This window comes from Burkholderia sp. MR1-5-21, assembly GCF_053427715.1.
The window spans coordinates 236,787-251,340 of record NZ_JBSAXD010000003.1 but is presented as its reverse complement, the minus strand read 5'-3'; the positions used below and the strand labels follow the sequence as shown (position 1 = coordinate 251,340).

Here is a 14,554-nt window from a genome sequence, read left to right as displayed (position 1 = left end):
TAGCTCCATGCATTGATTGCTGGCTAAAATGAAGAAAAACTCCTTTCGTTTCATAGACTTATTCGCAGGCCTGGGGGGCTTCCATCTGGCGCTCGATCGTCTGGGCGGGACATGTGTCTTCGCAGCGGAGTGGAAGGAGCACCTGCGCGATCTCTATGAGACTAACTTTGCTCTTCGCCCAGCTGGAGACATCACGAAGGTGGTACCGGAATCGGTGCCAGACCATGACGTCCTAACTGCAGGTTTTCCTTGCCAACCCTTCTCCAAGGCAGGCGATCAACTCGGCTTCGAATGCACCAAACAGGGCGGTCTATTCTTTGACGTTGAGAAGATTCTCCGTCAAAAAAGGCCAAGCTTTTTTATTCTGGAGAACGTTCCCAATTTGCTCAAGCATGATGACGGGGAAACATGGAAAAAGATCCAGAAACTTTTAGGCCCGGGTGGCTTAGGCTATCACATAGATGCAGCGAGACTGTCTCCCCATAATTTCGGAATTCCTCAGATACGGGAGCGCGTCTATATTGTCGGCTCGCTGGAACCTCTCACCAGCTTCGAATGGCCGGCAACGACTGATGAGCCAACGTCGATCGATAGTGTATTGGATGACTGCCCGCCTGATGCAAAACCGCTGTCAAAGCAAGTAACTGAATGTCTCGAGGTATGGGATCGTTTTCTCAAGGCTTGTCCGAAGGACGTTACGTTACCCTCCTTTCCGCTGTGGTCAATGGAATGGGGTGCGACTTATCCCTACGAAGACGAAACACCCTACGCACGTTGGAAGCGCTTCGGGTTAGATGGTTTAAAAGGGTTCAAGGGAAGCCACGGTGTGAAGTTGGGACACTTGCGTTCACTGGATGAGCGATGGGCCGCACTGCCAAGCCATGCACGGAAAGAGGAAAAAGCATTTCCGAAGTGGAAGCAGGATTTTATTCGACAAAATCGTCAATTCTATGCGGACAATAAATCCTGGATCGATCCATGGCTTCCCAGCATTCTCAAATTTCCGTCAAGCCTACAGAAGCTCGAATGGAACGTACAGGGTGGCGAGCATGATATCTGGAAATACGTCCTGCAGTTTCGCGCTTCAGGGGTTCGCATCAAGCGTCGTACGACCGCGCCTAGCCTAATCGCGATGACAGATACGCAAGTGCCAATTATTGCCTGGCAGAAGCGCTATATGACGCCGCATGAATGCGCGCGATTGCAAAGCATGGACGATTTGAAGGCACTTCCGAGTAGTCCGTCTCACGCCTTTCAGGCCTTGGGAAACGCGGTTAACTCTAAAGTTGTTGAACGCGTAGCGCGAGCGCTCCTTTCAGGTACCAGCCCTGCCGCCAAGAAAGCGACGGAGATGCAAGTGAGCGGGAGGAATGCTCGCGAATTGGAATTGATTACATGAAGAACGTGCCGATCGAGCATCAGCTTGGTCCAATAGAGATCCGTCCAGAGGTTACGGTGTTGTCGGTGCTTCGGCATTTGAACTACAAGGCTTGGTTCGCCATTGCGGAGTTCATCGACAATGCGCTTCAAAGTTACATCGCTAACGAAGCACGACTGAAACAGCTTCACGGTCCCGAGTACCAACTTAAGGTTGAAATCCGGCTGGACACAACGCTTCCCGGTCAGATCATCATTACAGACAACGCGGCCGGAATCCCAATTCACGAGTTTGCTCGCGCATTTAAACCAGCACAGGTTCCGACAGATAGGAATGGCCTTTCCGAGTTTGGGATGGGCATGAAAAGTGCGGCATGCTGGTTCGCCGAAACATGGAGTGTGCGCACCAAGGCTTTAGGCGAATCTGTTGAGCGTACTATTCGCTTCGACGTCGAAAATATCGTAGAAAATAAGATCGAACGCCTGAACACCGAAGTTCGCCCCGGAGATCCCACTAGCCATTACACTGTTGTTTCGCTGCGCTGCCTTCATCATCTTCCGCAAGGCCGCACAATCGGAAAAATCAAAGCGCATTTGGCCAGTATTTACCGCGTTTTCCTCCGAGATGGACGATTGGTTTTGAAGTTCAACGACGAACTATTGAATTACCAATCGCCAAAGGTGCTAACGGCTGTGCCATACATTGCACCTGGCGTAATGGCTCAGGGTGACGAAATTGTCCCCGTCGAATGGGAAAAGAATATCAATCTGGATTTCGGAGACGGTCAACGCGTCTTCGGATTCGCTGCCTTACGTGAGGTGGGTTCGACTCCACTTGCAGGCTTCGCACTTTTTCGACGGGACAGATTGATTATCGGCAGTCACGACGAGACGTATCGCCCCAGTTACATATTTAGGCAGACAAACAGTTATCCTTACCAAAGACTATTCGGCGAACTTCACGTCGAAGGGTTTGAAGTAAGTCATACTAAAGATGGTTTTCGATGGGAAGAGTACGAAGACATATTCTTGGAGTGCCTAAGGGACGCGATCGAAGCCAAACCGCTAAATCTGCTCGCCCAGGCCGAAAACTATCGAGTTTTGTCTTCGCGAAAGACCATTGAGGTTCAAGCAGCTATGGCCACCGATACCGTGGCCGCACACATCAAAAACGAAATAGCGCCGCTCTTGGTTGAGGCAAAACAGATCCCACCAAGTCCTCCTGAGATTCCTGAGCGGATGGCGGAAAGCCAGTTACAAGCGTCAGAGCGTACAGTGACACTGGACGATGGCGATTACCAGTGGGTGATCACGCTCAGTACGTCAATCGATCCGTCCAGGGACGAGTGGGTATCCGTCTCCAAAATGGAACAAGAGGCCGATGATGCGGGGCGTGTTCGTCGGCTTGGTATCGATCTCTCTCTTGCTCATCCATTCTCGACGGAATTCCTCGGTGCCAACAATGAAAATGTTGAGCTATTTCTACGCATTGCAACAGCTGTCTGCATCTCCCTCGTGCTGTCGGAGGATCTCACGGGGGAGTCTCCTCAAAGCGTTCTATACCATTTCAACCACTTGCTGAGAGGTGCGCTTACGCGCACGACATTTGACGATGAAAGCGTCCGTGACTGTGCTGGGCACAATTAAACCTCCACTCCGATGGGAGCCGAAGAGTCTTGATTTCACGCAGGACTTTCTCCATAGCAAGTCAGGCGATCCAAACGGGCCGAGCTATGAGGACCTGGCAATTGGCGAAAACTCCGTGCTTCAAGAGGCTCAGCGAATTCTGGGGCGCTGCCTCCCTCCCACCGAGCCTGCCGGACGGGAAACCGGCCTCGTGGTCGGGTATGTGCAGAGCGGCAAGACAATGTCCTTTGAGACGGTGATCTCGCTTGCGCGTGATAACGGCTACGGAATGGTAATCGTCTTTGCTGGTACAAAGAAAAATCTACGGGAGCAATCGGAGGACCGGCTAAAAAAAGACCTCGGAATCGATGAGGGTGATAATTGGTATCATTTTTCGAATCCGGCCAAAGGAGTAACAGGTCAGATCGACGATAAGCTTGAGGCTTGGAAGAAACGCCCGACTAAGAAAAAAGCTGTCTTAATTACAGTACTAAAACAGATCGACCATCTTGATAATTTGGCGGCCGTTCTCGAAAAGCTACCACTTGATGAAGTTCCTGTTCTCATTATTGACGATGAGAGCGACCAGGCAAGTTTGAACACTAACGCTGCGAGAATACGAGCCATGAAGGCTGCGGCGAATGCGAGAAGCTCGACGTACGATCGCATTTGTGCTGTTCGTGACATCCTGCCCCATCATTCATATTTGCAGTACACCGCGACGCCCCAAGCCAATCTGTTACTAGCACAAACCGATCTTCTGAACCCGTCGTTCGCAGAACTGGTTACACCAGGCGATGCGTATACCGGAGGCAAAGCGTTCTTCAAAGAGAATCCAGATCTGGTCATCGAGATACCTTTCAAGGAAGTTCCGGGACCAAACAATGTTGTGAATGCGGCACCCAAAACGTTGCTGAAAGCGCTGCGATACTTTCTTCTGGTAGCTGCCCATCATGCGATAACACGCGAAAAGCGCAAAGACCGTAACCGGTCCATGATGGTCCATCCTGCGATGCAGACGAGCTCTCATAAAGAGTACAAACATTGGGTGGATAAATCTCTGAAGACGCTTACTTCCTACGTTGAACGTCAGTATCAAAAGAGGCCCGATGAGGTCGAATCCCGCTTTCGAGAGGAATACGATTCATTAAAGGCGACCGCGCCCGACATCAAGCCCTTGCCAGAACTCATCGAATCAATGGTGAATGACGTATTCGGCGAAATGAACTGTGTGGAAGTCAATGGAACGCCGGACGCCGAGAAAAAGGTCGACTGGAAGCAGACACCTTACTGGATTCTAGTGGGCGGCGCAAAGTTGGATCGCGGCTATACCGTGGAAGGATTGGCAATTACATACATGCCTCGGCCACTCGGGAATTCGGCTGCAGCAGATACGCTGCAACAGCGAGCTCGGTTCTTTGGATATAAGAGAGCCTATCTCGGGCTTTGTCGCGTTTTTGTTCAAGCGAGCGTTCGAGACGCTTTCGCCGACTATGTGGACCATGAAGAGTTCGTGCGTTCGGCGCTAGTTGGGAATAGAGGCAAGCCATTAAGTGATTGGCGGCGTGATTTTATCCTTGGGGCGTTGCTAAGACCAACCAGGCCTAACGTTGTTGGGCTCGACACGCGAAGAATCAGCGTTGATGGGTGGATGGTGCCCGGCGCCCTTCAAAGGGATCCGATGGCTGCTGATTTCAACAGAACACTATTGACGGACGTTGAGAGTAAGTGGCGTAAGAAGTACGGGCCAGTAAAAAACGCCGCACAGTTGCCGCAGTTCCAAAGCGGAAAAGGTAAATCGCCAAACCTAGTGATCGAAAACGTTCCGTTACGCGCAGTCCTGGAAGATTTTCTATTGCGTGTACAGGTGCGAGATCCGAAGGATGCGGAGGAACACAGCGCCATTTTGATCAGCATGGCCGATCTACTTCGTGAACATGGCGATCTCGAGACCGACGTGTTTTTGATAAACGAACTGAAGGCACAGTATCGGACACGAGATGCCGGTCGTGGGTTCCCTGCTGGACACGTTAACGCACCTATCAATCAGTATTTCAGTCAAAGTGCTGACTCGATTAACGACAGAAGCTTTTTCTCTTCAACTCGGATCACCCTACAACTGAGAAGGTTCAATCTTGGAACGCGACCACGCGATCCCGACAGCACAGACTTGTATAACATCACTTGGTTCGCTCTCAACGTACCGAATAATTTGCGTCGCGATCTTCATGTGGAGGAACGAGGTTAGTGGCAACTGATCTTTTCCAGGCATTCCGGGATCTTCCCGGCGCCCAAACCGCAACAGAATTTCGCGCTATATCTGTGAGCGCGACGAGGAAGGATTTCCTCGCAAAAAGTGATACCGGCGCACCGGTGTTCTTGTTGCATGACGTCGGCGTTGCTAAATACAATCCTGCAATTACGTTCCGTTATCTAACGGCACAGTTTCAGGTCACCTGTTTTGTCTCGGCCGAGTCTACGAGATTGACAGATCAGTTCTGCCTTGTCTCATGCGATTCTGCGGCACCGGAACTGTACGAGTTGTTTGTCCGATGCGTCGGTGCAGCGATCCAGGACCTCCCGGTGGACAGCGATACCAGAAAAATTGAATCTTGTATCTCGCGTCTACGGAACCTATTTCGCGCGTTCGCGTCTCCTAGTAGCCGAGAGATCTCCGGTTTATGGGCCGAACTCTTTGTTATTTCAACGTGCCTTGACGTTCCGAGGGCGCTCACGCTTTGGCATGGGGATCAGTTCGATCGATTCGACTTCTCAAGTGATGGCATGCGACTTGAAGTCAAATCTTCGACGCGCGGCATTCGCGTACATGACTTTGCTCTCGAACAATTAGAAGCCCCGGCAACGGGGCGCGGCGCGGTAGCGTCTTTGTTACTCCAACCACTGAGTGGTGGGGCAGGAATCCTGGATCTCGCTCGTGATGTAGAAACGTCAGTCAGCGGAGTCCCCAGCCTTAAGCAAAAACTTTGGGAGAATGTTGCGACTTCTCTGGGTAGCGATTTTTCGGAAAAATTGGACAAGCGGTTTGATCCAGTCTTCGCAGCGAAAAATCTAGTCTTGTACGACATGCGAGATATCCCTGCGCCCGCGCGCCCAGTTGACCTGCGCATATCTAACGTCCGGTTTTGCTCGGATTTGACTACGGTACCATCCTCGATTGATGGGGAGCCTTCTGCTGCCTTAGCACGGATCTTTAGCGACAGTCGAAGTTCCACACATCAGTAGACTGCATGTCGGGGGCCTTCTAGGCCCCTGAAAATTGCACCTCATCCACGAGTTCGGTTGACGTGTTCTGGAATTTTTAACCAACTGAAGCTTGAGAGAATGGTTTGTTTAAGCGGCAGATATTGGACCATTGGCGAATTGCTCAAACAGTACAGCCGGCTTGGCTTTTGGTTCGCGAAGCATACTCACTCTTTGGCGACATGGTGTTCCTTAAACATGAAATTTCTGACAGGCCCGTTTTAAATGTGTTCCGTCGTGCCTACCGTGCATTTTAGACAATTTTTAGATCATCCAAGGTAACGATGAATCGTCGCTTGCTATGAGTTCTCGTCAAAGACATTTTTTCATGCGAGACGTCGACGTAATTTCCGCAACACGATAGACGGCACTCGCATTTCGTGCTCCCACAAATGTAAAACCTGCCAGCCGGCCGCTTTAAGAGCCACGTCAGTGCGACGGTCACGGACAACATTGGCATTAATTTTCCACACCCAATAATCTTCATTGCTTTTCGGCGCCTTATAGTGAATCGGACATTTGTGCCAGAAGCAGCCGTCAAGAAAGACCGCGAGCTTGGCCGCACGAAACACGAAATCAGGTCGAACAGTTGCGGCTTGTCGCTTGCTCGGATGGATACCCTTCGGTTGCGGCGCGTGCCCGTCTTGGCGGGGCGTTAGCGAAATCTTTAGGTGCCGGCGCCAGCCGACGATAGCCGCTGCGCGAAGGATTTCGACAAAGGCAACCTCAGTCGTCTTGTTCCCGCGTCCGCGAATCGATGCCATTGTTCTCGAGCGCGCCTGGGGGCTACATCTGTCGATCACGGTTGCCCCCATCTGCATAAGCAGTGTTATCGCCTCAGATAGGCTGACGTATACGCAAGCGCTGCTCGTGTCTGAATTACTTTTGTATGTCATCCTTCCACTGCAGAAGGGTGACATGCACACATCAGAATGCTAGATAGAAAACCAGAGCAACGCAAAATAAATTGGTTTCGGAGTGAATTTTGGAGCGCCTCATCAACCTGCCATTGAAGACGCCACGTGAAGAAAAGTGTGTTGCCGGCAGTTTGATATGCCTTTATCTCATCTGACGATCGGTTTTACTAGTTGCCGTGCCCTGCTCCAAGAATTCGTCCCGTTTGGCAAAATAGTTTCCAACATGATGAAAGCGACCGAACCGCAGAAGTTCAAGCCGCGGCACAGGCGCTGCGCCCGATTTACACCGCGCGGCGAAGAAGGGCCAAACAGGCGCTACAACCCTTCGCTGATATTTCTTGGGGTGCAATCATGGCAGCTGCACCTGCGCGCACTCTAACCAACACGGGAGAAACCGTTTAGGTAGAAAAAACCATCTTCCCATTGCGTCACCATCGCGACCCCAAGAATTTCGTAACTGGTACCTGGCTTTGATTTGACTTGGCGAGCGACCCCGATTGGCACTCCATGTTCCATACAAGCGAGTAACCCAACATTTGTGAAATATCGCTTTACATCACCGGGTTCGTTACCTTCCTGGTGATAGACATAAGTCCAAGTGCCGTCATCGCGGCGAATCGGCTCCCGGTCTGGATATTCTCCCGCGAGTGTTTGCCGTACACTAAGCGCATATAGTGAGCCCGCTGGTTTATATATTCCCTTCGGAGTTGAGAATAATCGTGTACCGTCGCTAAGAACTGGCTGCCACGGAACCACGCAGCCGGCTTGTGTCGCGAACCATTTGAGCGCGGAACGATGAGGTGCCGGCGCGTCGTCTAAGTCTTTCGCAGATATCGTTACCATTTGGATCCTCTAGTCACCTGCCGCAGTCGATCACTTGCGAAGGCCAGAATTTAAATCTAGGCCGAGATATCCTCTCATACTCACTATGAGCGTTCGAGTCACTATTCGGTGACTTCGCCAACAGCGTTCCCGCCTCCCGAATACGTGACGAAACCAAGTTCGAGACCGCGGACACCCTCTATACCGTTCGGCTAATCCGCACGCATAGGCCTCATCAAGCGCCCGTCTTCCCTTAAACTCAAACAGCAGCACCGCAAAAAGCGCGGGCCGCATGGGCTGCCACCCATACGACCCGCTGACCACCACCAACTCAACAGAGGAGTTGACCATGGCTGACGCCAATCATAAGTCACGCCCAAAGAAGCGCAAACAGCGGAACCCGAACACCGTGCTTGCGATGATTCTCCGCAGCTGGCCAGATCCCAAGAGAGGCTGGCCGTACCTACCATGGATGAGCGTCATCGATGCGCACTTCAAGCTGTTCGGATTCGAACCGGGTGACCGCGTCTTTCTCGACATCAACCACGTCACTCGGAAGATAACCATCACGCCTGACTACAGCCAGCTTAATCAGCGAGAGCAGCCCTACCATCAGCATCCCGAGCCGGAACAGTCGGCGTAACGAGCAAGGGCCGCTCTATGCGGCCCTTGCTGTTTTGGAGGTTGGCTCAACACGAAGCGCATCGCTCAGCGAGTCTCAATACGCCATTCCGCGACCGGGATCTCGCGGCGACTGTCCAATAACCACCTTTAACAACCGTCACAACAGAAAGTAGCCTTCCGCGATCACCTCCCCACCATCGCCCGCACCACCCCATCTCTCCGAATCAACCCGTGATAAAGCGCGGCAGCGAAGTGCGCGAGGAACGTCGCAAAGAACAGATAAGCGACCCACCGATGCGCGATCCTCAGCCAGGCAAACAGCACCGGATCAGCCCCCACAATCGCCGGCAATTGCACCCCACCTCCGAGCGTCACCGGATACCCGCCAGCGGAAAGCATCGCCCACCCGATCAACGGCATTGCGATCATCAGCGCATACAGCACGAGATGTGACGCATGCGCGCCGACCTTCTGCCACCAAGGCAAATCCTCCGGCAACGCCGGCGCCCGCGAACTAAACCGCACAACAACCCGCAAACAAACCAGCACCAACACGGCAACGCCTAAAGGCTTATGAATCGCCACCAGCACCGCGTGCCGCTCCGAAACCGAAGCCACCATCCCCACCCCGATAAACAGCATCGCGACGATCATCGCGGCCATGCCCCAATGCAGCACCCTCGCCGGCAGACTAAAAGTCGTCTTCATCACCGTCCCTCCGATTTCACACGCCCAGCCCCAGGCACCCCGGCCTCTTCACTCGTCCTTCGCAGATACGAATCCGCATAAGCCGCCGACCTGGCCGCCAGCAACGGATCCCCCGAAGCCTGAATCCCGTCAGGCAACACCGTCGGGTCGTAATTCACATCCCTGCACGGCCCGCTGTCCTGCGCCGCCACGTGATCGAGCACGAGCGTCCCCGCATCGATCGTCGTCCGTTGCGCGGGCCAGACCTTCGTCGCGTCGTCCACCGGATCCCCCGACTCCGCGAGTGTGAGCAACAACTTCCACCGCTGCGCACCGTCGCCGATCCGCCGCGTCAGGTCTTCCTGCAACACATTCGGATCCCCGGCCGTCGCGACGTCCGCCGCGCCGGCCATCTGCTCCGGCACCACCCGCCACCTCACCGCCTGTTTCTTTCCCGCCGCATCCACGAGATAAAACGCATTCAACGCGTAATAGGCCTCGGTGACATAACTCGCACTCGGCTTCGCCCCTTTCACCCATTCCCGAAACGCCGCCGTCTCCGGATGCGCCCCGAAAAACGCCTTGAGCTTCGCCGGATCCGGCTTCCCGGTCTTCGGATCGGGCGTGCCCGCCAGCGTCAGCGCATAAAACGCGTCCGGCGTCGCCACCGGAAACACGGGCATCGCGTTCATCCCGGTCCGCCATTGCTCCCCATCCGGCGCGGTGAGCCGCAACGCCAGGCTGCGGATCGGCACGCTGCTGTCCGGCGCATACGGATTCCCGCCCGGCAACGCGAACCGCCCCACCACCGGCGTCCTGACCGCCTTGAAAAAGGGCGCGGTCGAATACGCAGCCGCCGCGCCATTCCCTTCGAAGTAACCGCTCACACAGACGCCTTTCGCGTGATTCCTTCGATACCCCGGATGCAGGCCGCCATTCGCCTGCAGCGCATTGACGAGCCGGTGCGGCGTCAACCGCCCCGGCGCGAGCCACCCGCCGACATACCCGAACGCCGCCGCCACGCCCACCACGGCCCCGCCGATGGCCGCCCAGCGCCATAACCCTCGCCCCGGCTCGCGTTGTGAAGAAGAAGATCGCTCCATGAAATTCACTCCCGACCACACGGTCTTGTGTCGAACCGCCGTAGGACGCCGCTCGGCCCGCCTTATTCCATCGAAATATTTTTCATAAGCTGATGGAATAACCCCGCGCGACCGGCGTCCTACGCGATGAACCCACGCCGCCTCGGCATCTGACCCGCCATGCGCCCGACCGACCTAGACGACCAATTGCGCGAACTGCTCCCGCGGCTGCGCCGCTTCGCGCTCTGGCTGACCCGCGACGTCCACGCGGCCGACGATCTCGTCCAGTCGGCGCTCGAGCGCGCGCTGTCGCGCTGGTCGAGCCGCCGCGACGACACGTCGCTGCGCAGCTGGCTCTTCACGATCCTGTACCGGCGCTTCCTCGACACCAAACGCAGCGCGAAACGCTACGCATGGCTGCTCGGCCGCCTGCAGGAACCCGACGAGCCGCACTGGCCGTCCGCCGAACGCGAGTTCGCCGCGCGCGCGACGCTCGAAGCGTTCGGCCGCCTGTCCGACGAGCAGCGCAGCCTGCTGCTGCTCGTCGCGGTCGAGGGCTTCAGCTACCAGGAAGTCGCCGATCTGCTCGACGTGCCGATCGGCACCGTGATGTCGCGGCTCTCCCGCGCGCGCCAGGCGCTGCGCCAGCTGAGCGACGGCGAAATCCCCGCCCCTTCACTTCGGCTGATGAAATGAACATCCCACCCGACGAACACGACCTCCACGCCTACGTCGACGGCCAGCTCGACGACGACGCGCGCGCCACGGTCGAGCTTTATCTCGCAATGCATCCCGAACGCGCCGAACAGGTGCGGCGCTGGCAACAGGACGCGCAGCGGCTGCGCGCCGCGCTCGCGAGCGTCCCGCCGCCTTACGACAACCCTGCGCTCGATCCGGCGGCCATCCGCGCGCGCCGCAACGAACGCACACGGGTGCGGTTCGCGATGGCCGCGTCCTTCGTGCTCTGCGTCAGCCTCGGCACGTTCGGCGGCTGGCAGGCGCGTGGATGGAACGCGCCGGCGGCCGCCGCACCGATGAGCGATGCGGTCGAGGCGTACAAGCTGATGGTGGTCGATCGCAGCGCGCGGGTGGATGTCACGCCGACGAGTGCGGGCGAGTTGCAGACGTGGCTCACCAAGGGCGTCGGTCCGGGTGCGAAGCTGCCGGATCTGAGCACGGCGGGCTTCCGGCCGGTTGGCGGGCGCCTGTTCGCGACGGAGCGTGGCGCGGCGGCGATGGTGCTGTATGAAGACGATGCGGGACGCACGCTGAGCTTCTACGTGCGGCCGCCTGAATCCGCGCATCGGCTGCTCGCGGCCGGCAAGCGTGTCGACGGTGAGCTGCTCGCGCGGTATGGGTCGCTGCACGGGCTTAATTATGCGGTGGTGGGTAAGGCGGATAGCCTCGGCGAGAAGGCCGTCGCGCGGGCGCTCGACGAGCAGACTTGAGCGGCGCGCCGCGTTTGCCGCCTGCGGCCCGACGCGACCGCTTAATCGCCGGAGAAGGCCGTGGGCTGGGCCGGAGCGGCGATCGCTCACCTTTCGATTGCACAGTGTTTCGAGTCGCTTGAGGGGCGGATATCCACAAGCAAAACGATGGTGCGATGCCCTCAATCAAGGCCGTCAGTCTCACCTTTGAAGTGCACAGGTTTTTGAGTCCGTTTGGAATCAGATATCCACAACGGCAGCGACGATCCAGCATCCTCAACCGAGGCGCGTACCCTCACCATCAAAAAGCACAGCGTTTCGAGTTGTTTTGGATATCGGATATCCACAATGGACGCAGTGACTCGATGCATTCAAACAAAGTCACTCACCCTCACCTTCGAGATACACAGCAATTCGAGTGGTTTCGAGAACGGGATATCCACAACATACTCAACACCCTGACCAAGCGATTGGTTTCAGTCGAAACGCCCTGCCCATCTGCGCGAAACGCCCGTGTGACGGGCGATTGACGCGATGCGTTCACCCGCAATCATCGACCCTCACCATTCCGATTCACAGCGTTTCGAGTTAGTTTGTCGACCGGTTATCCACAATTAAACCAACAACTCAGTCGGCCGCCCGCGCTTGAATTTGCGAGGCTTCCACGAGAATAAATCCGGCATCGCCAGCCACGCAGACACCTGCTCCCGCTCGATCGCACCGTAGAATGCGCGTCGCTTGCCGGATGCGCGCGGCCGCGCACGATACCACACACAGCGTTTCCGACTGCTTTCGAGGTCGATTGTCCACACGTCGATCGCTGCGCCGAGCGCTGACGGCGTCCCATCCAAACCCGCCAGCACCGTCAACCGGATACGGTATCCTCTGACGCAACAAAAACACGCACCCTGAGAGACTCCGCACCGATGTCGAAGCCGAAAACCCTCCTGTTGGCCTTTCTCTGGTTCGTTACGCTGGCCGCGCTCGCCTGGCTCCTGATGATCATGCGCGGCGCGAACGGCTGGGGCGGCACGTCGCTGCCGGACAAGCCGCTGAGCACGAACACGATCGAAGGCCGCTTCCCCGACTTCTGCGCACCGATGGTGCGCACACCGCTCGCGACCTGGCTGCTGACCTACCAGGACGACGATCACGCAGTCCCAACGTGGAAAGCCGGCGCATCGGCGCTCTCGCTCGAAACGCTGCTGCCGCCCGTGAAGCAGAACGTGAGCGCGTCTGACGATTCGTCGTTTGCCGCCTACCTGCCGAAGGACACGCACTGGTCGACGCTGGTATCGAAGCTCGACGCGTCGGGCACGATCCGGCCGGTCGCCGTCGTGCAGGACATCGCGTGCCTCCACGCGACGCCGGATGGCTCAACCGCGTACCTGCTGACGAACGCCGACAACCCCGTCAAGCCGGCACGCGACGATGCGAACGCGCGCACGCCGCAGACGGTCGTGTTCCGCACCGACGACCAGGGCGCTCACTGGACGTGGATGAAGAACGGCTTCTTCGTTGACGCCGCATGGCAGGCAAGCGAGTTGCAGCCGTCCTTCTACAAGGGCCGCGAAGCATGGGCATGGAGCAATGTCGGCAAGCTGTCGCTGCTGCCCGCCGCGGTCAAGGCCGGCGGCGACGCGCTGCAGGGTGCGATGCAGCTCTACTATTCGCCCGACGGCGGTGAAACCGTGCAGACGATCAAGCCGAGCGGGCCGCTGATACTGAGCCGCGACGAAGCATCGTCGCACTTCCCGTCCGATGCGCAATTCGACGTCGGCGGCGACCTCGACGAAGCAAAAGGCTTCGTCGTCCAGGTCAGCGACGATCGCGCGATCGCGTGGGTCTCGCAGTCGTTCTACTACGGCGTGCCCAACAGCCACTACGGGACCCTGTACGCGATCCTCACGCAGGTCGAACTGCGGCGCGAAGGGACGAACTGGGTGATGGGTCCGGTGAAGCGCACGGACGGCGCGAATCTCGATCACGTGGTCCACACGCCGGACGGCCAGATCTACGCGGTGATGGAACGCTCGCGCGACACCGACGTCGTCGCGCGCTTCGATATGTCGTCTCTAAGCTGGCAGACGCTCGCGGCGCCGGCCAATCCGTTCTGGCCATTTCCATCGCGCACCGATATCCGCGACTTGTGGGCCAGCAACGGGCATCTCGTCGTCTCGACCCGGTCGTCGTACACGGTACCGCGCTGGGTCTACCCGTTCGGCTATGACAACATGCATGTGGAAGGCGACGTCTACTACGCATCGGACGACCGCGGCCAGCACTGGACGCATGTGAAGGATGTCGGGCTACCGCTCGCGATCGATGCGGCCACCGAATCGCTGCTGTCGGCATCGACGGACGACTGGACCGAACCGTCGACGATTCGCGCGCACGCGCTGGGCAAGTGACTATGAGGTGCCGGTATCCTGAATGCGGGATGCCGGCAACAGCGGCCGGACGCGTGCTCACACAGTCTTTCGGTTCGTTTTGCGGCTGGTTGTCCACAACGCGATTCGCGAACGGCGAATCGCCTGACGCCGACATCCGTTCGCGCGTTATCCGGCACAGCGCTTTGATTGATTTGGTGGCGGGTTTTCCACAAGCCGAATCATGACGCGAGCCGCTTCATGAACGTCGGCACGAACCGCTGTTCAGAAAGCGGCCATCGTTGGTCCCGATCCACGACGGCCGCAGAATCTCAAGCTGTCCGACCACGAGTTAGCGCAGG

11 protein-coding genes are annotated in these 14,554 nt (G+C 56.9%); 8 read left to right on the top strand and 3 right to left on the bottom strand.

The window, feature by feature from the left end:
* The first annotated feature begins 28 nt into the window (after window positions 1–28).
* Genes dcm through ACV229_RS05700 form a run of 4 tightly spaced genes read left to right on the top strand, consistent with a single transcriptional unit; the run spans window position 29 to window position 6,246 of the window.
* A complete protein-coding gene (dcm, locus tag ACV229_RS05715; protein WP_448082144.1) occupies window positions 29–1,399 on the top strand; it encodes a DNA (cytosine-5-)-methyltransferase in 1,371 nt (456 codons plus the stop codon).
* Window positions 1,396–3,024 (top strand): ATP-binding protein, encoded by a 1,629-nt coding sequence (locus ACV229_RS05710; RefSeq protein ID WP_448082143.1) that lies wholly within the window; start codon window positions 1,396–1,398, stop codon window positions 3,022–3,024. The genes dcm and ACV229_RS05710 overlap by 4 nt, the downstream gene beginning before the upstream one ends.
* Window positions 2,990–5,251, top strand: coding sequence for a Z1 domain-containing protein (locus ACV229_RS05705; protein WP_448082142.1), 2,262 nt, complete (start codon window positions 2,990–2,992; stop codon window positions 5,249–5,251). Before ACV229_RS05710 ends, ACV229_RS05705 begins: the two co-directional genes overlap by 35 nt.
* Window positions 5,251–6,246 (top strand): PD-(D/E)XK motif protein, encoded by a 996-nt coding sequence (locus ACV229_RS05700; RefSeq protein WP_448082141.1) that lies wholly within the window; start codon window positions 5,251–5,253, stop codon window positions 6,244–6,246. The genes ACV229_RS05705 and ACV229_RS05700 overlap by 1 nt, the downstream gene beginning before the upstream one ends.
* A gap of 344 nt (window positions 6,247–6,590) precedes the next feature.
* Here the strand turns inward: ACV229_RS05700 and ACV229_RS05695 are convergent, their stop codons facing one another.
* Complete coding sequence (locus ACV229_RS05695; protein WP_448082140.1) at window positions 6,591–7,028, bottom strand: hypothetical protein; 438 nt, start codon at window positions 7,026–7,028, stop codon at window positions 6,591–6,593.
* A 1,324-nt stretch (window positions 7,029–8,352) separates the two neighbouring features.
* On the opposite strand from ACV229_RS05695, the gene ACV229_RS05690 reads away from it, so the two are divergent.
* A complete protein-coding gene (locus ACV229_RS05690; RefSeq protein WP_448082139.1) occupies window positions 8,353–8,646 on the top strand; it encodes a hypothetical protein in 294 nt (97 codons plus the stop codon).
* A 164-nt stretch (window positions 8,647–8,810) separates the two neighbouring features.
* Here ACV229_RS05690 and ACV229_RS05685 read toward each other — a convergent pair whose 3' ends face one another.
* Together ACV229_RS05685 and ACV229_RS05680 are read right to left on the bottom strand one after the other, a co-directional pair.
* A complete protein-coding gene (locus ACV229_RS05685) occupies window positions 8,811–9,335 on the bottom strand; it encodes a cytochrome b (RefSeq protein ID WP_448082138.1) in 525 nt (174 codons plus the stop codon).
* On the bottom strand, window positions 9,335–10,417 hold the full coding sequence (locus ACV229_RS05680; RefSeq protein WP_448082137.1) for a catalase family peroxidase: 1,083 nt from the start codon (window positions 10,415–10,417) through the stop codon (window positions 9,335–9,337). The genes ACV229_RS05685 and ACV229_RS05680 overlap by 1 nt, the downstream gene beginning before the upstream one ends.
* A 159-nt stretch (window positions 10,418–10,576) precedes the next feature.
* On the opposite strand from ACV229_RS05680, the gene ACV229_RS05675 reads away from it, so the two are divergent.
* From ACV229_RS05675 to ACV229_RS05665, 3 genes are all read left to right on the top strand, one after another.
* Window positions 10,577–11,092: a sigma-70 family RNA polymerase sigma factor gene (locus ACV229_RS05675; protein ID WP_448082136.1), complete on the top strand. Its 516-nt coding sequence runs from the start codon at window positions 10,577–10,579 to the stop codon at window positions 11,090–11,092.
* On the top strand, window positions 11,089–11,844 hold the full coding sequence (locus ACV229_RS05670; protein WP_448082135.1) for an anti-sigma factor family protein: 756 nt from the start codon (window positions 11,089–11,091) through the stop codon (window positions 11,842–11,844). The genes ACV229_RS05675 and ACV229_RS05670 overlap by 4 nt, the downstream gene beginning before the upstream one ends.
* A 905-nt stretch (window positions 11,845–12,749) precedes the next feature.
* Window positions 12,750–14,234, top strand: coding sequence for a hypothetical protein (locus ACV229_RS05665; protein ID WP_448082134.1), 1,485 nt, complete (start codon window positions 12,750–12,752; stop codon window positions 14,232–14,234).
* Window positions 14,235–14,554: the final 320 nt, after the last annotated feature.

What these genes read in the sequence shown, in the direction of transcription:
- ACV229_RS05685 (WP_448082138.1), bottom strand. Translation starts at nt 9,335, where the DNA reads ATGAAGACGACTTTTAGTCTGCCGGCGAGGGTGCTGCATTGGGGCATG.
- ACV229_RS05670 (WP_448082135.1), top strand. Translation starts at nt 11,089, where the DNA reads ATGAACATCCCACCCGACGAACACGACCTCCACGCCTACGTCGACGGC.
- ACV229_RS05680 (WP_448082137.1), bottom strand. Translation starts at nt 10,417, where the DNA reads ATGGAGCGATCTTCTTCTTCACAACGCGAGCCGGGGCGAGGGTTATGG.
- ACV229_RS05710 (WP_448082143.1), top strand. Translation starts at nt 1,396, where the DNA reads ATGAAGAACGTGCCGATCGAGCATCAGCTTGGTCCAATAGAGATCCGT.
- ACV229_RS05675 (WP_448082136.1), top strand. Translation starts at nt 10,577, where the DNA reads ATGCGCCCGACCGACCTAGACGACCAATTGCGCGAACTGCTCCCGCGG.
- ACV229_RS05665 (WP_448082134.1), top strand. Translation starts at nt 12,750, where the DNA reads ATGTCGAAGCCGAAAACCCTCCTGTTGGCCTTTCTCTGGTTCGTTACG.
- ACV229_RS05695 (WP_448082140.1), bottom strand. Translation starts at nt 7,028, where the DNA reads ATGGCATCGATTCGCGGACGCGGGAACAAGACGACTGAGGTTGCCTTT.
- dcm (WP_448082144.1), top strand. Translation starts at nt 29, where the DNA reads ATGAAGAAAAACTCCTTTCGTTTCATAGACTTATTCGCAGGCCTGGGG.
- ACV229_RS05690 (WP_448082139.1), top strand. Translation starts at nt 8,353, where the DNA reads ATGGCTGACGCCAATCATAAGTCACGCCCAAAGAAGCGCAAACAGCGG.
- ACV229_RS05705 (WP_448082142.1), top strand. Translation starts at nt 2,990, where the DNA reads ATGAAAGCGTCCGTGACTGTGCTGGGCACAATTAAACCTCCACTCCGA.